The 21,705-nt window shown below is 71.4% G+C and carries 20 protein-coding genes; 9 read left to right on the top strand and 11 right to left on the bottom strand.

Annotation, left to right across the window (positions count from 1 at the left end):
* Positions 1-69 precede the first annotated feature (69 nt).
* Positions 70-675: a hypothetical protein gene (locus ACVW00_RS20585; RefSeq protein WP_457112762.1), complete on the bottom strand. Its 606-nt coding sequence runs from the start codon at positions 673-675 to the stop codon at positions 70-72.
* Positions 676-1,385: 710 nt separating this feature from the next.
* On the opposite strand from ACVW00_RS20585, the gene dnaB reads away from it, so the two are divergent.
* Positions 1,386-2,690: a replicative DNA helicase gene (gene dnaB, locus ACVW00_RS20580; RefSeq protein ID WP_457113150.1), complete on the top strand. Its 1,305-nt coding sequence runs from the start codon at positions 1,386-1,388 to the stop codon at positions 2,688-2,690.
* Positions 2,691-2,693: 3 nt separating this feature from the next.
* Here the strand turns inward: dnaB and ACVW00_RS20575 are convergent, their stop codons facing one another.
* The 7 genes from ACVW00_RS20575 to ACVW00_RS20545 all read right to left on the bottom strand — a co-directional run bounded on the left by ACVW00_RS20575 (position 2,694) and on the right by ACVW00_RS20545 (position 9,817).
* Positions 2,694-3,011: a hypothetical protein gene (locus tag ACVW00_RS20575; RefSeq protein WP_457112761.1), complete on the bottom strand. Its 318-nt coding sequence runs from the start codon at positions 3,009-3,011 to the stop codon at positions 2,694-2,696.
* Positions 3,008-3,961, bottom strand: a complete 954-nt coding sequence (locus tag ACVW00_RS20570) for an MFS transporter (RefSeq protein WP_457112760.1) — start codon at positions 3,959-3,961, stop codon at positions 3,008-3,010. Before ACVW00_RS20570 ends, ACVW00_RS20575 begins: the two co-directional genes overlap by 4 nt.
* Positions 3,961-5,301: an MFS transporter gene (locus ACVW00_RS20565; protein WP_457112759.1), complete on the bottom strand. Its 1,341-nt coding sequence runs from the start codon at positions 5,299-5,301 to the stop codon at positions 3,961-3,963. Before ACVW00_RS20565 ends, ACVW00_RS20570 begins: the two co-directional genes overlap by 1 nt.
* An 82-nt stretch (positions 5,302-5,383) precedes the next feature.
* On the bottom strand, positions 5,384-6,619 hold the full coding sequence (gene rocD, locus ACVW00_RS20560; protein ID WP_457112758.1) for an ornithine--oxo-acid transaminase: 1,236 nt from the start codon (positions 6,617-6,619) through the stop codon (positions 5,384-5,386).
* Positions 6,620-6,707: 88 nt separating this feature from the next.
* Positions 6,708-8,264 carry an MFS transporter gene (locus ACVW00_RS20555; RefSeq protein WP_457112757.1) on the bottom strand — a complete coding sequence of 519 codons (1,557 nt, stop codon included), beginning with the start codon at positions 8,262-8,264 and terminating at the stop codon, positions 6,708-6,710.
* A gap of 37 nt (positions 8,265-8,301) precedes the next feature.
* Entirely contained in the window at positions 8,302-9,285 is a 984-nt protein-coding gene (locus ACVW00_RS20550; protein ID WP_457112756.1) for a cation diffusion facilitator family transporter, read from the bottom strand.
* A gap of 10 nt (positions 9,286-9,295) precedes the next feature.
* Complete coding sequence (locus tag ACVW00_RS20545; protein ID WP_457112755.1) at positions 9,296-9,817, bottom strand: DUF2231 domain-containing protein; 522 nt, start codon at positions 9,815-9,817, stop codon at positions 9,296-9,298.
* Between the two features lie 145 nt (positions 9,818-9,962).
* Here ACVW00_RS20545 and ACVW00_RS20540 point away from each other — a divergent pair, with 145 nt between their 5' ends.
* The 6 genes from ACVW00_RS20540 (at position 9,963) to ACVW00_RS20515 (ending at position 15,637) form a co-directional block, all read left to right on the top strand.
* Positions 9,963-10,355, top strand: a complete 393-nt coding sequence (locus ACVW00_RS20540) for a GntR family transcriptional regulator (RefSeq protein ID WP_457112754.1) — start codon at positions 9,963-9,965, stop codon at positions 10,353-10,355.
* Positions 10,352-11,248, top strand: coding sequence for an ABC transporter ATP-binding protein (locus ACVW00_RS20535; RefSeq protein ID WP_457112753.1), 897 nt, complete (start codon positions 10,352-10,354; stop codon positions 11,246-11,248). Before ACVW00_RS20540 ends, ACVW00_RS20535 begins: the two co-directional genes overlap by 4 nt.
* A complete protein-coding gene (locus tag ACVW00_RS20530) occupies positions 11,245-12,291 on the top strand; it encodes an ABC transporter permease subunit (protein ID WP_457112752.1) in 1,047 nt (348 codons plus the stop codon). The genes ACVW00_RS20535 and ACVW00_RS20530 overlap by 4 nt, the downstream gene beginning before the upstream one ends.
* Positions 12,261-13,346, top strand: coding sequence for an ABC transporter permease subunit (locus ACVW00_RS20525; protein WP_457112751.1), 1,086 nt, complete (start codon positions 12,261-12,263; stop codon positions 13,344-13,346). The genes ACVW00_RS20530 and ACVW00_RS20525 overlap by 31 nt, the downstream gene beginning before the upstream one ends.
* A gap of 251 nt (positions 13,347-13,597) precedes the next feature.
* Complete coding sequence (locus ACVW00_RS20520; protein ID WP_457112750.1) at positions 13,598-14,107, top strand: carboxymuconolactone decarboxylase family protein; 510 nt, start codon at positions 13,598-13,600, stop codon at positions 14,105-14,107.
* An 18-nt stretch (positions 14,108-14,125) separates the two neighbouring features.
* A complete protein-coding gene (locus ACVW00_RS20515; protein ID WP_457112749.1) occupies positions 14,126-15,637 on the top strand; it encodes a flavin-containing monooxygenase in 1,512 nt (503 codons plus the stop codon).
* Here the strand turns inward: ACVW00_RS20515 and ACVW00_RS20510 are convergent.
* Positions 15,597-16,466: a sigma-70 family RNA polymerase sigma factor gene (locus tag ACVW00_RS20510; RefSeq protein ID WP_457112748.1), complete on the bottom strand. Its 870-nt coding sequence runs from the start codon at positions 16,464-16,466 to the stop codon at positions 15,597-15,599. The genes ACVW00_RS20515 and ACVW00_RS20510 overlap by 41 nt on opposite strands.
* Before the next feature lie 81 nt (positions 16,467-16,547).
* On the opposite strand from ACVW00_RS20510, the gene ACVW00_RS20505 reads away from it, so the two are divergent.
* Complete coding sequence (locus ACVW00_RS20505) at positions 16,548-17,306, top strand: SDR family oxidoreductase (RefSeq protein WP_457112747.1); 759 nt, start codon at positions 16,548-16,550, stop codon at positions 17,304-17,306.
* Between the two features lie 6 nt (positions 17,307-17,312).
* On the opposite strand, the gene ACVW00_RS20500 is transcribed toward ACVW00_RS20505, so the two are convergent.
* Positions 17,313-18,584, bottom strand: a complete 1,272-nt coding sequence (locus ACVW00_RS20500; protein ID WP_457112746.1) for an MFS transporter — start codon at positions 18,582-18,584, stop codon at positions 17,313-17,315.
* Between the two features lie 67 nt (positions 18,585-18,651).
* Here ACVW00_RS20500 and ACVW00_RS20495 point away from each other — a divergent pair, with 67 nt between their 5' ends.
* Entirely contained in the window at positions 18,652-20,565 is a 1,914-nt protein-coding gene (locus ACVW00_RS20495; RefSeq protein WP_457112745.1) for a penicillin-binding transpeptidase domain-containing protein, read from the top strand.
* On the opposite strand, the gene ACVW00_RS20490 is transcribed toward ACVW00_RS20495, so the two are convergent.
* Positions 20,562-21,653 (bottom strand): endonuclease/exonuclease/phosphatase family protein, encoded by a 1,092-nt coding sequence (locus ACVW00_RS20490; protein WP_457112744.1) that lies wholly within the window; start codon positions 21,651-21,653, stop codon positions 20,562-20,564. The genes ACVW00_RS20495 and ACVW00_RS20490 overlap by 4 nt on opposite strands.
* Positions 21,654-21,705 lie beyond the last annotated feature (52 nt).

Here is a 21,705-nt window from a genome sequence, read left to right as displayed (position 1 = left end):
CACTACTTCCGTAGTGAAACTGCCGCTTCGCGTACGCGACAACGTACGGGGAGCGGCAGTTCTGTACGGTCAGCGGTCCTCGGTGCGGCCGGCGGGTCGGACCTCCAGTGGACCCGGACCTCCGAGCCACTCCCGCCGGTGCACGCGGAACAGGTAGTACACGAACACCACGTTGACCAGGCCGATGCCGATCAGCGTCGGGTCGACCAGGCTGTCCACGCCGCCCCCGTAGGCGATCACCGGCAGCACGATCAACGCGCCGAACGCCCAGGTCAGGACGCCGTACCGGCCGGCGACGAACCGGTCACGCGGCTGCTGGCGCTCGGCCTCGCGGCCGATGGTGCGCGCCAGCGCGAGGCTGAACGCCGTCTGCGGCAGGGCGACGAACCACTGCAGCGACACGTCGATGGAGCCGTTGTACTCGGGGGCCAGCAGGTGGTTCAGCTGCGGGAACCACAGCGGCACGCTGACCGCGAGCGCCACCCAGCCGAACCAGCTGACCATGTCGACGTCGAGGTGTGGCCGCAGGCCGCGGACCCCGGTGAGGACGAGCGCCCAGCCCACCGGATCGGGGAGCGCGTCGTAGACCTGCCAGACGGGGTGCGGGTCGTGCGGGAAGCTCGCCGGCACGAGCACGATGACCAGGCCCATCGCGATCCTCTGCAGCGGCGACATGGCGACAGCCTAGGGTCGCTCCCCGCGGGCCAGATCACCGCAGAGCGCGGCGGTCCTCTATCACAAGCGCCGGACCGGCGTCAGCGGAACGGTCCGACAGGTCCGAGCAGGTTGGGGATAACTCCCGACTCCTGTGGGTAAACGTGTCGTTCGCTTGATTTGTCGACTTGGCGCCAGGGTCGTCCCACATGACGAAACGGTGAACAAGAACCTTCGCGAAAACTTCTCTCCACACCCGGTGGACGACCAAAGTCGCAGGTCAGAGGGGGTTTGACCGCCGGAGCCGCTCGCGGGTCCACAGTGCCCCCAACAGCCTGTGCACACCTTTCGCGGCGTGTTCCACACGCCCCACAGGGTTATCCACAGGGGGTGTGGACGGCGGGCTTTGACGGTCGGTGCCGAGGACTTAGCCTCACCGGGTCCGGATGTGCCTCGCGCGGTCTCCCGACCACCAGCTCCACGGTTCCTGGGGGTGCCCACCCCTACCGTCGGTGGTGGCCGAGTGACGCATGAGGCTGGCCGGGTACGCCGGACGCGGGGCTCCGGCGGCACGGACCGGCGACACGACACAGTGGGGGAAGGGGACCCGGATGAGCATGACGGAGTCCACCGGCGTGGGGGAGACCGAGGCGTCGGGCTACGGCGGCTTCGGTGGCGGGGACCAGCCGGGTTTCGAGCACCACGGCTCCCAGGAGCACTGGGCGGGGCGGATGCCGCCGCAGGACACCGACGCGGAGCAGAGCGTCCTCGGCTCGATGCTGATCTCCAAGGACGCGATCGCCGACGTGCTCGAGGTGGCCAGGGCCCAGGACTTCTACCGGCCGCCCCACGAGACCATCTTCGACGCGATCACCGACCTGTACTCCCGCGGCGAACCGGCCGACCCGATCACCGTCGCCAACGAGCTGCAGCGCCGCGGCGACCTGACCCGCGTGGGCGGCGCGCCGTACCTGCACACGCTCTCGGCGAGCGTGCCGATCGCCGCCAACGCCGGCTACTACGCCGAGATCGTCCGCGAGAAGTCGATCCTGCGCCGCCTGGTCGACGCGGGCACCAAGATCGCCCAGCTCGGCTATGCCGGCGAGGGGCAGGTCGACGACACGGTCGACCGGGCACAGGCCGAGATCTACGCCATCACCGAGAAGCGGGCCTCGGAGGACTACGCGCCGCTGAGCGAGATCATGGAGGCGACCCTCGACGAGATCGAGTCGATCTCCAACCACGACGGCACCCTGCGTGGCGTCCCCACCGGGCTGACCGACCTCGACGAGCTGACCAACGGACTGCAGGCGGGCCAGATGGTGATCGTCGCGGGCCGGCCCGGGTCCGGCAAGTCGACCCTCGGCCTGGACTTCTGCCGGGCGGCCTCGATCCACAACAACATGACCAGCGTGATCTTCAGCCTGGAGATGGGGCGTTCGGAGATCACCATGCGCCTGCTCAGCGCCGAGGCGAAGGTCCCGCTGAACCACATCCGCAACGGGCCGATGACCGACGACGACTGGTCGAAGCTGGCCCGGGCGATGGGTGAGGTGTCGAGCGCGCCGATGTTCATCGACGACAGCCCGAACATGACCATGATGGAGATCCGGGCCAAGGCGCGCCGGCTCAAGCAGCGCCACGACCTCCGGGTGATCGTGATCGACTACATCCAGCTGATGACGTCGGGCAAGAAGGTCGAGTCCCGCCAGGTCGAGGTCTCGGAGTTCTCCCGGCAGATCAAGCTCCTGGCCAAGGAGCTCGAGGTGCCGATCGTGGCGCTCGCGCAGCTCAACCGTGGCTCCGAGCAGCGGGCGGACAAGAAGCCGATGGTCTCCGACCTGCGCGAGTCCGGCAGCCTCGAGCAGGACGCGGACATCGTGATGCTGGTCCACCGCGAGGACATGTACGAGCGCGAGTCACCGCGCGCCGGCGAGGCCGACATCATCGTCGGCAAGCACCGCAACGGGCCGATGCGCGACATCACCGTCGCCTTCCAGGGCCACTACTCGCGCTTCGTCGACATGACGCACTGAGCGTCAGCCCACCGCCGGCTCGGAGAGCTTCTGCAGGTGGCGCTCCGCGGCGTGCGAGGCAGGATGGATCCCCGCGGCGGCCGCACCGACGATCGCGGCGATGACCAGCCAGCCCGGCGTACCCCAGGTCATCGCGAGGTACGTGTACGCCGCGGGCGCCCACACCGATCCCAGCGTGTAGCCGAGCTGTGACACGCCCTGGTACTCGCCGCGCCGGGCCGGATCGGAGAGCTCGGCCTGCAGGCCCCAGTCGCCGGCGGAGTTGAAGAGCTCGGCTCCGGTCACGGTGACGTGCCCGACCCAGACCAGCACGATGGTCACCCAGCCCACGGTGTCGTGCGTGACCAGCACGATGCCGCAGGAGAGCACGAAGAAGAAGGCGCCCCGCGCTGCGCCCGCAAGGAGTCCGCCACGGTGACCACGCCGCGCGCAGCACGCACCTGCAGCAGCACCGCCATCACCGTGTTGGTGCCGAACAGCCAGGCGAGCAGCACCCTGGGCGCGTCGGTCTCCTCCACCAGCCACAACGGGATCACCACGTTGAGCAGCACCTGGTGCGTGGCCAGCACGCCGTCGAAGACCGACATCAGCACGTAGCCCCGGTTGCGCAGGGCGCTGCGACTCCCGTCGCCGTGCACGGCCGCCTCGATCGCCGTGTCGGCCTCGACGTGGTGGGCCGTCCGGGGCAGCCGGGAGACGAGCGTCGCGTTGAGGAGCAGCAGCGCCGCCGTGGCGACCGGCACGGCCCGGACCACGGAGTCGCTGTTGGTCGCCAGCGCGACGCCGGCGAGCAGGGCGCCGAGGGTGTAGCCGACGTTGCGGGCGGCGCGGAAGTAGGCGCTGGAGGAGACCCGCTCCTCGCGCGGGAAGATGTCGAAGCGGTAGGCGTTGCGCGCCGAGCGGCTGGTCGTCACGACCAGCTCGAGCACGACCAGCATCGCGACGAACGCGGCCATGTTGCCCACCGCGAGCCACACCAGGTAGAGCAGCGCCTCGACGAGCGAGCTCAGTGCCCACACCCGCTTCGCGCCGAACCGGTCGGCGAGCTTACCCAGCGGTACGGCGAGGAAGAACGTGACCGCCCCGGCCGCGCTCAGGCCGAGGCCGACCTGTGCGGCAGAGAGGCCGACGATCTGGGTGAAGAACACCGCGCTGCCGGTGAGGAACGCACCGTCGCCGAAGGCGGAGAGTACCGACTGGACCGAGAGCCTCCGGACCAGCGGCGTGGGACCCGCGAGCCGGCGCAGCCGCGGTGAGAGCCGTGCGCTCATCAGGACAGCTCGAGCTCGTGCGTGCCCGGGCCGGGGCCGGGGCCCCGCGGCGGCTCCGCGGGCGGCTCGTCCTGCTCGGCCTCGGCCGGGAAGTGGCGCGCGGCGAACCGCTCCGCCGTCCGGATCGAGGGGCTCATCGCGACCGTCGCGACCACGATGATGCCGGCGATGACCAGCCAGCCCTGGGCGCCCCACGACATGGCGAGGAAGGTGTAGAGCGCCGGTGTCCACATCGAGCCGAGCGTCCGGCTCACGTCTGCCACTCCCTGGTACTCCCCGCGTCGGCGCGGGTCCATCAGCTCGGCCTGGAACGACCAGCTCGCCCCGGAGATGAACAGCTCGGCCCCGGTGACGGTGACGTGACCGAGCCACACCAGGAGCACGGTGACCAGCCCGGCGGTCGAGTGGGTGACCATCGTGATCAGGCACGACGCCACGAAGAACGCCGAGGAGATCCACACGTAGCGCATCGCGTCGCCCAGGTTGCGCACGCCCTTCGAGGTGTAGGCCGGCAGGAAGATGCACAGCACCGTGTTGGTGCCGAACAGCCACGCCAGCAGCACGTGCGGGGCGTCGGTCGCCTCGACCAGCCACAGCGGGATCACCACGTTGAGCAGCACCTGGTTGGTCCACAGCGTGCCGTTGAAGAAGGTCACCAGCATCCAGCCGATGTTGCGCAGCGGCCCCGGCCCTGGCACCGGTTCACGGGCCTCCCCACTGGCGACGCGCAGGTCGTGGGGCGCCTGCGGGAGCCGGGAGATCCACCATCCGGTGACCGCCATCAGCGCCGCCGCGAACAACGGGGTCCACCGGATCACGGAGAGGTTGTCGAACGCGAGGGCGACGCCGCCCAGGATCGCCCCGAGCGTGAAGCCCACGTTGAGGGCGGAGTACATGTAGGCCTGGGTGTCGATCCGCTCCTTGGTCGGCAGCGCGTCGAGCACGTAGGACTGGTAGCTGGTGTGCCCCGCCGACGCGGCGACCGCGAACAGCAGGCCGACCAGGAGGTACTCGCGGAACGACCCGACGAACGGCAGCGCGACGAAGCAGGCCGACCGGCACCACGTCGACAGCACCCAGAGCCGCTTGGGTCCGAACCGGTCGACGATCCGGCCGGCCGGGTAGGCCATCAGGAACTCGGCGACCCCGGTGATCGTCAGCGCCAGGCCGACGCGGGCGGCCGACATCCCGACCACCTGGGTGAGGAAGACCGCGCTGCCGGTGTTGAACGCGCCCTCGCCGGTCGAGAAGAGCATCGACTGGGCGGCCAGCCGACGCGACATCGGCGTCGGCGGGATCAGCCGGCGGAGGAATCCTTGCTGCGGGAGGGCGGTGCTCATCGGGGCTCATTCTCGGCTGTGGGGCCCCGAGTTGTCGCAGCGTTTTCGGCCCCGGGGCTCGCCCCTGCCCCGGGTACGCCGGTCAGCCGGAGCAGATCGCCGCGAAGGCGCCGACGAGCAGGTCGATGTCGGCCTCCGAGGCGACCAGCGGCGGGGCCAGGCGCACCGTCTGCCCGTGTGCCTCCTTGGCCAGGACGCCGTGCTCCAGCAGCTGCTCGCAGACCTGCCGGCCGGTCGCCAGCTCCGGGCTGATGTCGACGCCGGCCCACAGTCCGCGGGCGCGCACCTCGTCGAGGCCCTGGCCGACGAGCTCGCCGAGCCCGAGCGCGAGTCGTTCGCCGAGCTTGGTGGCGCGGTCCTGGAACTCGCCGGTCTGCAGCATCGCCACGACCTCGCGGCCGATCGCCGCAGCGAGCGGGTTGCCACCGAACGTCGAGCCGTGGGAGCCCGGGGTGATCACCTCGAGGACGTCGCCGTTCGCCGCGACGGCCGACACCGGGTAGAGGCCGCCACCGAGTGCCTTGCCGAGCACGTAGACGTCGGGGACCACGTCCTCGTGGTCACAGGCGAAGGTCCGACCGGTGCGGGCCAGCCCCGACTGGATCTCGTCGGCGACCATCAGCACGCGCTCGGAGTTGCACAGGGTGCGCACGTCCTGGAGGTAGCCCTCCGGCGGGATGATCACGCCGCCCTCGCCCTGGATCGGCTCGAGCAGCACGGCGACCGTCGTCTCGTCGACCGCAGCCTGGAGAGCCGCGATGTCGCCGTACGGGACCAGCCGGAAGCCCGGGGTGTACGGCGCGTAGTGCGCGGTCGCGACGGAGTCGGTCGAGAACGACACGATCGTCGTGGTGCGCCCGTGGAAGTTGCCGTCCATCGCCACGATCGTGGCCTGGTTCTCCGGGACACCCTTGACCAGGTAGCCCCACTTGCGGGCGAGCTTGATGGCCGTCTCGACCGCCTCGGCCCCGGAGTTCATCGGCAGGATCATCTCCTTGCCGGTGAGCACCGCGAGGTCACGCGAGAACGGGCCGAGCTGGTCGTTGTAGAACGCCCGCGAGGTGAGCGTGAGGCGCTGGAGCTGCTCCTGCGCGCGCGCCACCAGGCGCGGGTGGGTGTGGCCGAAGTTCAGCGCGCTGTAGCCGGCCAGGCAGTCGAGGTAGCGGCGACCCTCGACGTCGGTCACCCAGGCGCCGTCGCCCTCGGCGAGCACCACCCGGAGCGGGTGGTAGTTGTGCGCGGCGTACGACTCGGTGAGCTCGATGTGGGCCTCGGTGTCGGTGACCGGGAGGGTGCTGGCGTCGGTGGTCGTGGGCATGCTCCGATCGTCGCACTCCGGACGGCACGGATTCCAATTTTGTCCGACAATATTTGTCGCGTGTCTCCGGTCCGAGACGAGTCCGCGGTCAGGAGCTCGCGACGTCGACCTGGGGCGACCGCGTCTCCGGGGCTGGGTCCGGCGCACGGGTCGCGGACGGTGCGAGCCAGGTGACGCACACAGCGGCGACGGCGACCACCCCGGCGGCGACGACCAGTGCCGCCGAGCTGCCGTCCACGAACGCCTGGCGGGCAGCGGTGACGAGCTGGTCGGCGACCGAGCCGAGCTCGTGGAGCCGGTCGGACTGGGTGAAGGCGATCGAGCCCTCGGCGCCCTTCGCCACGGCGTGTGGCAGGCCGTGGACGGCACTCGTCATGCGGTCGCGGTACTGCTGGTTGAGGACGCTGCCCAGGATCGCGATGCCTAACGCGCTGCCGATCTCGCGGGCCGTGTCGTTCACCGCCGAGGCGACGCCCTGCTTGCTCTCCGGCAGCGACTCGGTGATGGCGGTGGTCGCCGGCGTGCCGGCCAGCCCCATGCCGGCGGCGAACAGCACCAGACCCGCGGCGAACCAGCCATAGGCGAGGTCGACGTCGATGCGGGAGAGCACCACGAGCCCGAGCGCGGTCAGCACGAGTCCGACGGGAGCCACGCGCCGGAAGCCGATCCGCGCCGCAAGGCGTGGTGCGTTGCGGGCGAGCGGGATCAGGACCAACGGCAGCGGCAGCAGGGACACGGCTGCCTCGAGCGGTGAGCGGCCCACGACGTACTGCAGGTACTGGATCACGACGAAGAACAACCCGAAGGAGGCGAAGAACTGGACCGCCACGGTGAGCGTGCCCGCGCTGAACGCGCGGTTGCCGAACAGTCGCGGGTCGAGCATGGGGTGCGCGACATGGAGCTCCCAGAGCACGAACGCCACGGCTGCGGCGAGGCCGAGCGCGATGCCGCCGAGCGTGACCGCGTCGGTCCAGCCCACCTCGGGGCCTTCGATGATGCCGGCCACCAGGCTGGCGACGGCGACCAGCGAGAGCACTCCGCCGACGACGTCGAGCGACGGCCGGTCGGGGTCGGCCGATCGCGGCACGAGGGCCAGTGTGCCCACCAGGGCGAGCGTGGCCAGCGTGACGTTGAGGCCGAAGAACGAGCTCCACGAGTACAGCTCGAGGAGGACGCCGCTGGCGAACAGGCCGAGCACGGCGCCGCCGCCGGCCATGCCCACCCAGACGCCGACCGCCCTCGGCCGCTCCTCTTCGGGGAAGGACGTGGTGATCACCGAGAGCGTGGTCGGCATGATGGCCGCGGCGCCCACACCCATGAGTGCGCGTACGCCGATCAGCAGGTGCGGGTCGTCGGTGACCATGCCCAGCCCGGCGGCGACGCCGAACACGGCCAGGCCCGCGGCCAGGAGCTCGCGGCGGCCGAACCGGTCTCCGAGCGCGCCGGCGAAGAGCAGCAACCCGGCGAACACCACCGTGTAGGCGTCGACGATCCAGGTGATCTGCGTCTGGGTCGCGCCGGTCTCGCGGGCGAGGTCCGGCAGCGCGATGTTGAGGCCGCTGACCGCCGAGACCACGGTCATCAGCGCGAGCGAGACGACGGCGAGGACGGGCCCGGTCCGGACGCGGGACGTGGGTGTTGCCATGGGTCCTCCCGGTGACGAATTCGGTACGCGATGAATATTATTCAGCGTGTGCCGAATTGTCAACGGGACCGCTCGTCCGGGCCAGGCTGCGCTCGTCGGGCACCGACAGGGTGAGCACGGCGTCGGCGACCGGCTCGAGGGCCTCGATCTCCGCCTCCAGCCGGCGCAGCCGGACGGCGACGGAGGCCTCGTCCTCGTTGCCGACCAGGTCGACGGCGGCGACCACGAAGAACCGCATCGGCCCGACGTACTCGATGTGGAGATAGGTGACCCGGTCGATCTGGGGGTGGTCCAGGAGCCGGCCGAGGGTCTCGTTCCACAGCGTCTGCGGGATCGTCTCGCCGACCAGGAAGTCGTGGTTGCGGACGATCAGGAAGATCGCCACGGTGCCCAGCAGCAGCCCGACGGCGATAGCACCCAGGGCGTCCCAGGCGGCATTCCCGGTCAACTGGTGGAGGCCGATCCCGAGCCCGGCGATGACCAGTCCGCCCAGGGCGGCGAGGTCCTCGAGGAAGACCGCGCGCAGGGTGGCGTCGGAGGTGCGGAAGACATAGCTGAGCGGGCGCAGCCCCAGGCGCCGGCCGCGGCCGTGCGCCTGCCGCGCTGCCTGGGTGAACGAGATGCCCTCGAAGACGAACGCCGCAGCCAGGACGACCCAGTTCACCGCGAACCGCGAGTCCGCTTCGCCTCCGGCCAGGAGCTGGCTGACGCCGTGCCAGATCGAGAGCGCACCACCCGCGACCAGCAGTCCGACGGCGGCGAACATCGACCAGACGTAGGTCTCCCGTCCGTGACCGCGCGGGTGGCCGGCGTCCGCGGGCCGCCCACCTCGCCTCTCCGCGGCCAGCAGGAACAGCTCGTTGCCGGTGTCCGCCCAGGAGTGTGCGGACTCTGCCACCATCGAGGCGGATCCGGTGAGGACCGCCGCCGCCGTCTTCGCGGTCGCGACCAGCGTGTTGGCAGCGAGCGCGACGACGACGGTCAGCAGCCCTGAGCCCGCAGGCCGAGCCCGGTCGCTCACCCCGGAGCGGTCACGAGGTCGACCCGACGTGGGTGCGCAGCGACCGGCGCTCGCGTTTCTGCCAGCCCAGCGAGCTCGGTGCGTCGAGTCCGGCGCCGTCGCTGACGCCCACACCGAGGCGGTCGACCAGCTCGCCGCCGAGCCATCCGGTCACGCCGGCGATCGCGAAGCCGGCGAAGCTGAGCACGAGCGCGAGCGCGTTCGGGTCCCACGCGTCGGCGTTGGCCCGGACCAGCCAGCTCAGCGCGAACAGCAGCGTGACGACGACGTTGCCGATCCCGTGCCACATGCCGACCCGGTGGGCACGGGTGTTGTCCGGGATCGCCAGCCAGTCCATGAGACCGAAGACCGCCGCGACCAGTCCGCCGACGACGCCGGCGGCGATCATGTACGCCGCCGCGGTGGCGAAGCCGCTGTTGTCGGTGATCAGGCCGAGGATGTCGAAGACGACCGCGGTGGCCAGCAGGCCCAGCGGGAAGACGATCAGCATCTGGTGCACCGGGTGTCCGAGTGCCTTGACCTTGCTCTCCATGTCCACACCCCTTTCCGGGCAGACCGGGTGTCCGGGCGACGCCCGCAGGTGCGTCGTACCCGCCGGGAGACCCGGCTAACAGCAAGCCTTGACCGAAAACGCGCATGGTCCTATTGTGCTAGGTACCTAGATAAATGGAGGAACGATGATCGAGTTCCACCTGGACGCCCGGTCGGGGGTCTCGCCCTACCAGCAGCTGGTCCAGCAGGTGCGGCACGCGCTGCGCCTCGGGCTGCTGCACGAGGGCGATCAGCTGCCCACCGTCAAGGACGTGGTCGCGCTGCTCGCGATCAACCCGAACACCGTCCTGAAGGCCTACCGCGAGCTCGAGCACGAGGGCCTGGTCTCCGCCCGGCCCGGCGTCGGGACCTTCGTGACCCGGACGCTCACCGACGACACGCTCGCCGCGCACGGACCTCTGCGGCGTGAGCTCCAGCGCTGGCTGGCGAAGGCGCGCGGTGCCGGCCTGGACGACGCGAGCATCGAGGCGCTGTTCGCGACCACCTTTCGTGGTGCGGCCGAGCAGGACATAGCGTGAGCGCCGTCATCTCGGCGGTCGGGCTCGGCAAGCGCTACCGCAGGCGCTGGGCTCTCACCGACTGCACCCTGGACGTCCCGGCCGGCCGCGTCGTCGGACTGGTCGGCCCCAACGGCGCCGGCAAGACCACGTTCCTGAGCCTCGCGGTCGGCATGCTCCAGCCGACCGCCGGGACCGTCGAGGTCCTCGGCGGCCGGCCGGCGTCCGGGCCCGAGCAGCTCGGCCGCGTCGGGTACGTCGCCCAGGACACCCCGACGTACGCCGGCCTCAGCGTCGAGGACCACCTGCGACTGGGCGCGCACCTGAACCCGCGGTGGGACGACGCGGTCGCCCGAGACCGGATCCGGCGGCTCGGCGTCGACCTTGCCCAGCGCGCCGGCCGGTTGTCCGGCGGCCAGCGCGCCCAGCTCGCGCTGACCCTGGGCATCGCCAAGCGGCCCGAGCTGCTGATCCTCGACGAGCCGGTGGCCAGCCTCGACCCGCTGGCGCGCCGCGAGTTCCTGCAGGACCTGATGGAGGCCGTCGCGGAGCACGACGTCAGCGTGGTGCTGTCCTCGCACCTGGTCTCCGACCTCGAGCGGGTCTGCGACCACCTCATCGTGCTGGTGGACTCGCGGGTGCAGGTCGCCGGTGACATCGACGAGCTGCTCGCCAGCCACCACCGGCTGACCGGTCCTCGTCGCGACCCGGACTCGTTGCCCGCCGACCAGCAGGTGATCTCCGAGAGCCACACCGACCGGCAGTCCACCCTCCTGGTCCGCACCGACGGACCCGTGCTCGACCCGGCGTGGTCCGTCGACTCGCTCGGACTCGAGGACCTGGTGCTCGCCTACATGAGCGGTGCGAGGAGCAGCGAGCGGAGCCCCCGCGCGTCGCTGGAGGTCCTCTCGTGATCTGGCTGACGCTGCGGCAGTTCCGCCTGAACGCCGTCGTCGTGTACGCCGCCCTGCTCGCCGTCGCGGCCGCCCTCCTCCTCACCGGCCCGCACCTGGCCGCCGTCTACCGGCAGGACACGCAGGCCTTCCTGGGTTGGATCTCGACGCGGGGGACGGACCGGTTCCTCTACATCTTCGGCAGCGCGGCCGGCTACGTACTGCCCGCCCTGATCGGCGCGTTCTGGGGAGCGCCGATGGTCGCGCGCGAGCTCGAGGCCGGGACGCACCGGCTGGTGTGGTCGCAGACCGTCACCCGCAACCAGTGGCTGGCCACCAAGCTCGGGGTCGGCCTGCTCGGCGCCGTCACGGCGAGCGGCATCCTCGGGCTGGCCACGACCTGGTGGGCGCACCCGGTCGACAAGGCGGTCGATGCCCGCACCACCTCCGACGTGTCCAGCGTGTTCGAGATGGCGCGGCTGACGCCGACCCTGTTCGCGAGCCGCGGCATCGCTCCGATCGGGTACGCCGCGGTCGCGTTCGCCGCCGGCGTCCTGGCCGGAGCGCTGATCCGGCGCACGGTCCCGGCGATGGCGGTCACCCTGGCGGCGTACGTGGTGCTGCAGGTGCTGATGCCCACGCTCGTCCGCCCGCACCTGGCTGCTCCGGTGGACTCCACGGCGAAGATCGCCCCCGGCTCGATCCACGGGATCATGGCGAGCGGACCGGATGCGCCCATCGAGCGGCTCGACGTGGGGTCGGCGCCCGCCGGCTCCTGGGTGCTCAGCAACGAGACCGTGGATGTCCACGGCAAGGCGGTGCACAGCTTCGGCAGGTGGGTGACCGACTGCCTCGGCCCGCCGCAGACGGACCCGACGACGACGGACACCCCGCAGAAGGCCGCGTGCTACCAGCGGCTGGCGAGTGACGGCTACCGGCAGCACCTGAGCTACCAGCCGGCCAGGAGCTACTGGGCGCTGCAGTGGCGGGAGACCGGCCTGCTCCTCGGTGTCGCCGGTGTCCTCGTGGGCGCGTGCTTCTGGCGAGTGCGACGGCTCTCGTGATCTGGCTGAGCTGGCGGCAGCACCGCGTCCACATCATGGTGCTCTCCGCGGCATTGCTCGCCTTCACCGCGGCGCTCCTCCTGACAGGCCCACCCCTCGCCGACGCCTACGCTCGGGACGCGCAGTCCTTCCTGGCCTGGGCCACTGCGCGGCGCCCGGACCGGACGCTCTACACCGTCGGCACGGCGGCCGGGTTCGTGCTGCCGGCGCTGGTCGGTGCCTTCTGGGGCGCACCGATGATCGCGCGGGAGCTCGAGGCCGGGACCCACCGGCTGGTCTGGACCCAGGGCGTGACGCGCGACCGCTGGCTGGCGGCCAAGGCCGGGCTCGGGCTGCTCGGAGTGATCACCGCGACCGGCGTCATGGCCCTCGGACTGACCTGGTGGGCACACCCGATCGACAAGGTGGTCAACGCCACCGGGGGCTCGGACGGCGGCAGCGTCTTCGGAGTCGCGCGGATCTCCCCGGACGTCTTCGCCTCGCGGGGCCTGGTGCCGATCGGGTACGCCGCGCTGGCGTTCACGCTGGGCGTCCTGGCCGGTGCGGTGATCAGGCGGACGGTGCCGGCGATGGCGGTGACGCTCGCGGCGTACGTCGTGCTGCAGGTGGTCATGCCCGGCCTGGTCCGGACCCACCTGGACGCTCCGCACGTCGCGACGACCCCGATCACCGCCGAGACCCTCCACGGCATCCGCGGGCACGGAGGGGACCAGATCGACGACCTCGTCGTCGACGTGGACACGCCCGGCGGCTGGGTGCTGTCCACCCGGACCGTCGACGGCTCGGGCAAACCGGTGCGGTCGTACCCGTCGTGGGTCTCCACCTGCCTGCCCCCGCCTCCTGCTCCCGGCGCGGCCGCTCCACAACAGGTCGAGGTCGGACCGAGGGAGCAGGCCTGCTTCGAGCGACTCGCCGGCGCCGGCTACGGCGAGCAGGTCAGGTACCACCCCGCCAGCCAGTACTGGGCGCTGCAGTGGCGCGAGACCGGGCTGCTCCTCGCGGGCTCCGCGGGTCTCGTCGTGGCCACCTTCTGGCGCGTCCGCCGACTGTCCTGAGCGGCCCGTCGGGGCCCGGAAAGCACCGCGCCCGCCGCCGGCGGGGAGGGAGGTGCCGGGGCGGGCGTACCAGCGGGCGCAAGGGAGGGAGGGAGCGCGCCGCCGGGCGGTACGTCCAGATCAACGCGGCAGCGGCGCCGAGGTCACGCCCCGGTTTCATGTGACGTGGATGACAGGACCGGGCGCACCGATCGCGGCACAAACTGAAATCCGTTCTGGTAATGCCGCACGTGGGCAGGCACACTGGGCCCATGCTCATCGACGTCCCCGACGGCAAGGACCCGATCACCTACGTGTGGGGCGAGCTCGTCCCGCACATCGGCCCTGCGGCGGCGCGGTTCTCCGGCGCGGTGTACGCGCACACCACGCTGGGCCTGCGCGAGTTCGAGGCCGCCAGGCTGCGGATCGCCCAGTCGAACGGGTGCGTGTTCTGCCAGGACTGGCGCACCGAGCGTGACGGCGTCCGCGTGGAGGACGGCTTCGACAAGGAGGTCCGCGACTGGCGGACCAGCACGGAGCTCGACGAGCGTGAGCGGCTCGCGGCCGAGTACGCCGAGCGGTACGCCGAGGACCACCACGGCCTGGAGCCGGGACAGGATCCCGCGTTCTGGGAGCGGATGTTCGCGGCGTACTCGCAGCGCGAGGTCGTCGAGCTCACCATGTGCCTGGGCTCCTGGCTGGCGTTCGGCCGGCTCAACCGCGTGCTCGGCCTCGACGTCGCCTGCGTGCTGCCCTCGCACCCGCAGGGCGCCGTGCGGTAGCTAGGCTCACCGCCGGAGGTGCTTGTGCAGCCTGACGTCGACGTGGTGATCGTCGGAGCCGGCCTGTCCGGGATCGGCGCGGCCTGCCGGCTGCAGGCCGAGTGCCCCGAGCGCAGCTACACGATCCTCGAGGCGCGTGACGCGGTCGGCGGCACCTGGGACCTCTTCCGCTACCCGGGCATCCGCTCGGACTCGGACATGTTCACGCTGAGCTACCCGTTCCGGCCGTGGCGCGACGCCAAGGCGATCGCCGACGGCCCGTCGATCCTGCGCTACATCCACGAGACCGCGGCCGAGCACGGTGTCGAGGAGCAGATCCGCTTCCGCACCAAGGTGCTCGCGGCGGACTGGTCGAGCGCCGAGAGCCGGTGGACGCTCACGCTCGCCCGGACCGCGGCCGACGGGACGACGAGCGAGGCGACCATGACGTGCCGCTTCCTGTACTCGTGCGCGGGCTACTACGACTACGACCGGGCCCACGAGCCGGAGCTCGCCGGGATCGACGACTTCGCCGGCGAGCTGGTCAGGCCGCAGTTCTGGCCGGAGGACCTCGACTACGCCGGGAAGCGCGTCGTGGTGATCGGCAGCGGTGCCACCGCTGTGACGCTGGTGCCGTCGATGGCCGCCGATGCGGCACACGTGACGATGCTGCAGCGGAGCCCCACGTGGATCACGTCCCTGCCGGCGCGGGACCCGGCAGCCGATGCGCTCCGGGCACGGTTGCCGGCGGCCGTCGCCCACCGCGTCATCCGCGGCAAGAACATCCTCACCCAGCAGGCGTTCTACCTGTTCTGCCGCAAGGCGCCCCGTCTCGCGCGCCGGGTGCTGAGGAGGATGACGGCGCGGTCGCTCGGCGACCCGGCCCTGCTGGACCCGCACTTCACACCGACCTACGACCCCTGGGACCAGCGGTTCTGCATCGTGCCCGACGGTGACCTGTTCCGGGCGATCCGCAAGGGCCGGGTCGACGTGGTCACCGACCACATCGACCGGTTCGTGCCCGACGGCATCCGGCTGGCGAGCGGCAAGGTCCTCGAGGCCGACGTGGTGGTGACCGCCACCGGGCTGAGGCTGCTGGCGTTCGGCGGCATCACTCCGAGCGTCGACGGAGCTGCCGTGGACCTGCGAGAGCTGTTCGTCTGGCAGGGCACCATGCTCACCGGGCTGCCGAACTTCGCAGTCTGCATCGGCTACACCAACGCCTCCTGGACGCTGCGCGGCGACCTGAGCTCGCGCCTGGTGTGCCGGGTGCTCAACGAGATGGCGCGGCGCGGTGCCGTGTCCGTCGTACCGGTGCCCGACCGCGCGCTCGAGGCGCGGCCGCTGATCGACCTCGCGTCGGGCTACGTGCAGCGGTCGATCGAGGAGTTCCCGCGCCAGGGACACCGCGGTCCCTGGCGGGTCCGCCAGAACTACTTCATCGACTCCGCCACCACCCTGCGACGCGACCTGGGCCGGACGCTCCGGTTCGAGCAGGGCACGGAGGAAGTCACCCGACGTCGACCAGCCGCAGCTGGGCGGGGTCGGTGACGATGTCGATCCCGACGATGCGCCCGTCGACCACGGTGAACGCGGCAACGGAGTAGAGCCGGCCGTCGTCCGTGGCCGCCACCCCGGCGACCCCGTTGACCAGCACTGGATGCGAGGACAGGGCCAGCCGCTGGAAAGTGACCGCCCCGGAGGCGACGGCGACGGCGCCACGTACGACGTGAAGACCGTCCGCCCCCGAGTTGCGCAGCACCACGTCGGGGTCCAGCACCTGCAGCAGCGCGTCGAAGTCGCCGGCGCGGGCGGCGGCCTGGAACGCCTCGACGGCCTGGCGCTGCCGGGACAGGTCGGGGTCCGGGACGGTCCGGGCGCCCTGCACCCGTCGCCGAGCACGGCTGGCCAGCATCTTGGTGGCGTCGGGCGATCGCTCGACGATGGGGGCGATGTCGGCGAACGGCAGCCCGAACATGTCGTGCAGGACGAAGGCGAGCCGCTCGGCCGGCGCGAGCTCCTCGAGCACGACGAGGAGCGCGAGCCCGACGGCCTCGGCGACCACCGCGTGCTGCTCGGGGTCTCCGTGCGGATCGGCGTCGACGCGGGTCACCACCGGGTCGGGAAGGCGTTCCTCCAGCGAGTCCTCCCGCCGGGCCCTGCGCGAGCGCAGCTGGTCGAGGCAGATCCGGGAGACCACCGTGGTGAGCCAGGCAGAGAGGTTGTCCACGCCGCTGGCGTCGGTGCGGCTCAGCCGCAGCCAGCCCTCCTGCACGGCGTCGTCGGCCTCGGTGAGGGAGCCGAGCATCCGGTAGGCGACCGCCCTGAGGTGCGGCCGCTGCTGCTCGAACTCGGCCGCCAGTGCTTCCTGGGTGCTCACGTCGTTACCTTCCGCCGTTGCGTTCCGTCATCACTACGACGAATCCAAGCAACCCGTCGTAACGACGAGAAGGAGCCACTCATGTTGATCGCAGTTGCAGGAGCGACCGGCCGCCTCGGCAAGCACCTGGTCGGGGTGCTCGAGGAGCGCGGTCACGGCGTCGTACCGATCTCCCGTACCCACGGGATCGACCTCACCACCGGTGTCGGGCTCGAGCGCGCGCTGCAGGGCGTCGACGCCGTGATCGACGCCGCCACCGGGCCGTCGCCCGACGAGGCCGAGGCCACGGCGTTCTTCACCGCCGCGACCCGCAACCTCCAGGACGCCGCGCACGCGAAGGGGATCGGCCGGATGCTGCTGGTCTCGATCGTCGGCATCGACCGGTGGACCGACGGCTACGGCGCTGCCAAGCTCAAGCAGGAGCAGCTGGCCCTGGCCGGACCGGTGCCGACCCGGATCCTGCGCGCCACGCAGTTCCACGAGTTCGTCGGCGAGCTGCTCGACTGGGGCACGCAGGGCGAGGTGGGGTACGTGTCCGACATGCGCACCCAGCTGGTCGCGGCCCGCAGCGTCGCCGAGACGATGGCGAACCTGGTCGCCGCACCGGCATGGGCGCACGAGGACGGTCCAGCGCTGGAGATCGGCGGGCCGCGACCGGAGAACCTGCTGGACGCCGCCACCCTGGTCGCGGCGAAGCGGGGCCGGCCCACGAAGGTCGAGGTGGTCGACCCCGAGCACGACGTCTACGCCGCCGCCGACCGGGATGCGCTGCTGCCCCGACCCGGTGCGATCCTCGCCGGCCCGACGTTCGCCGGCTGGCTGGAGCACGCCGAGGTCTGATCGGGGCTACTCGACGGGCGCGCCGAGGCGGTACCGCACGAAGCCGGGCACCGCGAGCGCGGCGACCACGACCAGCAGCACCACCAGGACCCCGCCCCCGGCGGCCGTCGCAGCCGTGCCGACCACGGCCGCGGCGCCGCCGTGGGCCACGTCCGCGATCCGCGGACCGCCGGCGACGACCACGATGAAGACCCCCTGCAGCCGGCCGCGGACGGCGTCGGAGGCCGAGCTCTGCAACATGCTCTGCCGGAAGGCGGCCGACGCCATGTCCGCGGCGCCGCCGATCACCAGCATCAGCACGGCGAGGGCCAGCATCAGTGACTCGGCGCTGTCCGCGAACGCCACTGCGAGCCCGAACCCGGTGATCGCCAGGCCCCACACGGCGATCGCCACGACGACGGCCAGCCCCTGCCTCCGGATCCGGGAGACCCACCCGGAGAAGACCCCGCCGATCACCGAGCCGGCCGGGATGGCCGCGAAGAGCAGGGCGAACGCGAGGCCGCCCTCGGCGGGCCCGTGGAAGTCGACGTGTGCGATCTGCGGGAACAGCGCCCGGGGCATCCCGAAGATCATCGCGATCAGGTCGACCAGGAAGGACATCAGCAGCACGGGGTGGCCGCGCAGGTAGGCCAGCCCGTCGACGACGGCCCGCAGCCCCGGCGTACCGGCGGCCCCCTCGACGGGAAGTCGGGGCAGCCGTACGACGGCCTGCAGCGTGGCGAAGAGCGTGACCGTGTCGATGAGGTAGAGCCAGGAGAAGCCGACGAGGGGGATCAGCGCACCGCCGACGAGTGGCCCGGCGATGGCGCCGGCCATCATCACCGTCATGTTCAGCGAGTTGGCGGCGGGGAGCTGCGCATCGGGCAGGAGCTTGGGGAGCACCGCACTGCGGGTCGGCTGGTTCACTCCGAAGAACGCCTGCTGCACCGAGAACAGGCCCAGCAGCAGCCACACGTCGTCGGCGCCCAGAGCGGCCTGCAGCCAGAAGCAGGCGCTCGTCGCGATCAGGCCGAGGGTGGTGACCACGAGGATGGTCCGCCGGTCCATCACGTCGGCGAGCGCACCGCCCCAGAGGCCGAAGACGACCAGTGGCACCAGGCCGAACAGACCGGTGAGGCCGACGTACGCCGACGAGCCGGTGATCGCGTAGATCTGCGCCGGCACCGCGACCACGGTCAGCTGCGCGCCGATCACGGTGATGATGTTCGCCGACCACAGCCGGCGGAAGTGCGGGTTGCGCAAGGGGGCGGTGTCGGCGAAGAGGCCCCGGATCTGCACCGGGGAAGGCTACGGGAACGCCGAGGACCGAGTTGAACCGTGCCCCGGCGTCTGGTCGGATCACTGCATGACCTCTCGGCGGTTGCCCGTCCTCGTGCTCCTCCTCGCACTCGCGACCAGCGGCTGCTTCTTCAGCAAGGGTGCGGACGCGCGGGACGCGGCCGAGGCCTTCGCGACGGCCCTGGGGGAGGGCAACGTGAGCAAGATCGGGTTCACCGACCCGAAGGCGCCTGCGGAGTACGCCGCCCTGACCAAGTCGCTGGGCTACCCCGCCGAGGTCCGGGTCGACCAGGTGACCCGCTCGGGCGACACCGCGAGTGTCCGGCTCAACTGGTCGGTCGACCTCGCCGGGCACACGTGGAAGCACCAGACGCACGCCGAGCTCGTCGAGAAGAGCGGAGAGTGGCGGGTGTCCTGGAAGCCCTCGATCCTCGAGAGCTCGCTCTCCGGCGGCGAGACCTTCCAGGTCACCCGGATCAAGGCGGAGCGTGGCGACATCCTCGGGGCCGAGGACCAGCCGCTGGTCACTGCGCGTCCCGTGATCAGGTTCGGCATCGACCGCGCACAGGTGCCCGCCGACGCGGCTGCGGACTCCGCACGGCAGCTCGCGAACCTGGTGGGCATCGACGCGGCGGCGTACTCCGACCAGGTCACCAAGGCCGGTCCGAAGGCCTTCGTCCAGGCCCTCGCGCTGCGCCACGACAAGGTCCCCAACGACCTGCTGGGCAAGATCGGGACGATCCCGGGTGCGCGCGGCATCTCCGACCACCTGCCGCTGGCGCCCACCAAGGAGTTCGCCGCGCAGCTGCTCGGCACCGTCGGCCCGGCCACCAAGGAGCTCATCGACAAGAGCGACGGGCGACTGCACGCGGGCGACGACGCCGGCCTGTCCGGCCTGGAGCTCCGGTACGACGAGCAGCTCGGCGGCAAGCCGGGGATCAAGGTCTCCGCGGTGCCGGCAGCCAAGGCCGGCGAGCAACCTCCGGAGCCGAAGACGCTCTTCGAGGCGGACGCCGAGCCGGGTGCGGACCTGCACACGACGCTCGACCTGCGGCTTCAGCAGCGTGCCGACGACCTGCTCGCCGGGGTCGGTCCGGCCAGCGCCGTGGTGGCGCTGCGGCCCTCGACCGGCGCGATCCTCGCGGCCGCCAGCGGGCCGGGCGGCAAGGGCTACAACACCGCGACCTTCGGCCGCTACGCGCCGGGCTCCACCTTCAAGGTCGTCAGCGCGCTGGCGCTGCTGCGCGCCGGGCTGCGGCCCGGGTCACCGGTCTCGTGCACGCCGACGATCACCGTCGACGGCAAGCAGTTCAAGAACTACTCCGACTACCCGGCCGACCGCCTCGGCCGGATCAGCCTGCTCGACGCGCTCGCGAACTCCTGCAACACCGGGTTCATCTCCCAGCACGACCGGCTGCACGATACCGACCTCGCGCGGGCCGCGGCGTCGCTCGGCGTGGGCATCGACCACGACCTCGGCTTCCCGGCGTACTTCGGGCAGGTGCCGGCTCCCGCGAGCGACACGGAGGGTGCGGCCGACATGATCGGGCAGGGCAAGGTGCTGGCCTCGCCGATGGCGATGGCGGCCGTGGTCGCGAGCGTCGCGAAGGGCGACACCGTGGTGCCGCAGCTGGTGGTGCCGAAGGAGGACGGCAGCACCGCCGGTGCGGCTCCAGTCTCTCCGCCGACGGATCCCCTGACCGCCGACGAGGCCGACCACCTGCGCGCCATGATGCACGCCGTGGTCACGCAGGGTTCTGGCTCACTGCTGCGCTCGCTCGCGCCGCCGACCGTGATCGCGAAGACGGGGACCGCGGAGTACGGCTCCGCGTCCGCGTCGTCCGGGTCGCTGCCGACGCATGCCTGGATGATCGCCGCACAGGGCGACCTGGCGGTGGCGGTGTTCGTGGAGACCGGTGAGTCCGGCTCGCACACCGCCGGTCCGATCCTGCGCGCGTTCCTGCAGGCCGCGAGAGGTTAGGCCGGCGGCGTGTCCGCGGGAGCCGTCAGTGACTTCGGGAACACGGTGCTGTCGACGGTGACATCGGTGACGACGACCGGGTGGTCGGTCATCCACGACACCAGGCCGCTCTTGTCCTCGTGGTAGCCGGAGAACTCGACGCCCTGCGACCCGACGATCCAGTCGATCCGAAACCCGGGTACGTCGCAGCCGTTCTGGCCGAAGACCGTCGCTGCGGCCGCCACCAGGTTGCCGGCGGGGGCGACCGCGCAGAACCACGGCCCGCGGTCGTTCATGTCACCGGTCGCGAACAACGGGTAGCCGTCGTCCTTGAGCTGGTTGAAGAGCGCGACCTCGCGGTCGGTCGCCGCGGCCCGCCAGCGGCCCTGCTTGCCGAACTCCGCGGTGTCGGCGGGGTTGTGGAAGTTCATGAAGTACGCCGTGATGCCGGTCTTCTTGTTCTTCAGCAGCAGGATCGGCATGTTGCGCGGCCGGCCGCCGAAGTAGGGGATCGCGATGGAGTCGGCCTTGACCAGCTCCCAGGTGTCGAGCCGGTAGGCGATGGAGTTCTCGCCGTCGCCGTTGCCCAGCTCGTTGCCGGGGTACAGCGCGAACCGGCCACCGGTGGCGTTCATGAAGGCGCCGCGCTGGTCGGCCTGCAGCTCCTGGAAGCCGACCAGGTCGATGTCGTTGTCCAGGACGTAGCCGCCCGCGCGCGCCGTGCGGGCCGGCCCGGAGGCCTTCTGCTTGCGGTGGTTGCGGCCACGGGTGTGGGAGCTGCCGAGAGCGTTGAACGTGGCCATCCGGAAGGTGAGCACCGGCGGTGCCGAGCGCCGTGGATTGGGCCGGTGGACCAGGACCTTGCCGGCGAGCGGCTTGGCCTGGGCGAGCTGCTCGGCCGCCGCGGCCGCGAGTGCGGGGGTGTCCGGCGTGGCCGTGCCGCTGGGGGTCGCGGAGGGCGCAGAGGCAGAGGCGGAAGCGGTGGCCTTCGAGGTGGCGGTCTTCGACGTGGCCGCAGCCTTGGGAGTGTCGTGGTGCGAGACAGCAGGCAGCACGTCGCTGCCCATGAGCACGAAGGTGAGCGCCCAGACCAGAGCGACCCCGCCCACCAGGCCAGCCTTGCCGATCACCCCGTCACCACCGCGTCACGATATCTGAACA

This window comes from Marmoricola sp. URHA0025 HA25 (assembly GCF_054059435.1).
The sequence above is the reverse complement of the archived record's forward strand: the minus strand, read 5'-3'. Positions and strand labels throughout refer to the sequence as shown.

Coding starts and splice junctions, on each gene's coding strand:
- ACVW00_RS20540 (WP_457112754.1), top strand. CDS start 9,963: ATGATCGAGTTCCACCTGGACGCCCGGTCGGGGGTCTCGCCCTACCAG.
- ACVW00_RS20545 (WP_457112755.1), bottom strand. CDS start 9,817: ATGGAGAGCAAGGTCAAGGCACTCGGACACCCGGTGCACCAGATGCTG.
- dnaB (WP_457113150.1), top strand. CDS start 1,386: ATGCCGCCGCAGGACACCGACGCGGAGCAGAGCGTCCTCGGCTCGATG.
- ACVW00_RS20520 (WP_457112750.1), top strand. CDS start 13,598: ATGCTCATCGACGTCCCCGACGGCAAGGACCCGATCACCTACGTGTGG.
- ACVW00_RS20495 (WP_457112745.1), top strand. CDS start 18,652: ATGACCTCTCGGCGGTTGCCCGTCCTCGTGCTCCTCCTCGCACTCGCG.
- rocD (WP_457112758.1), bottom strand. CDS start 6,619: ATGCCCACGACCACCGACGCCAGCACCCTCCCGGTCACCGACACCGAG.
- ACVW00_RS20505 (WP_457112747.1), top strand. CDS start 16,548: ATGTTGATCGCAGTTGCAGGAGCGACCGGCCGCCTCGGCAAGCACCTG.
- ACVW00_RS20585 (WP_457112762.1), bottom strand. CDS start 675: ATGTCGCCGCTGCAGAGGATCGCGATGGGCCTGGTCATCGTGCTCGTG.
- ACVW00_RS20555 (WP_457112757.1), bottom strand. CDS start 8,264: ATGGCAACACCCACGTCCCGCGTCCGGACCGGGCCCGTCCTCGCCGTC.
- ACVW00_RS20570 (WP_457112760.1), bottom strand. CDS start 3,961: ATGAGCGCACGGCTCTCACCGCGGCTGCGCCGGCTCGCGGGTCCCACG.
- ACVW00_RS20565 (WP_457112759.1), bottom strand. CDS start 5,301: ATGAGCACCGCCCTCCCGCAGCAAGGATTCCTCCGCCGGCTGATCCCG.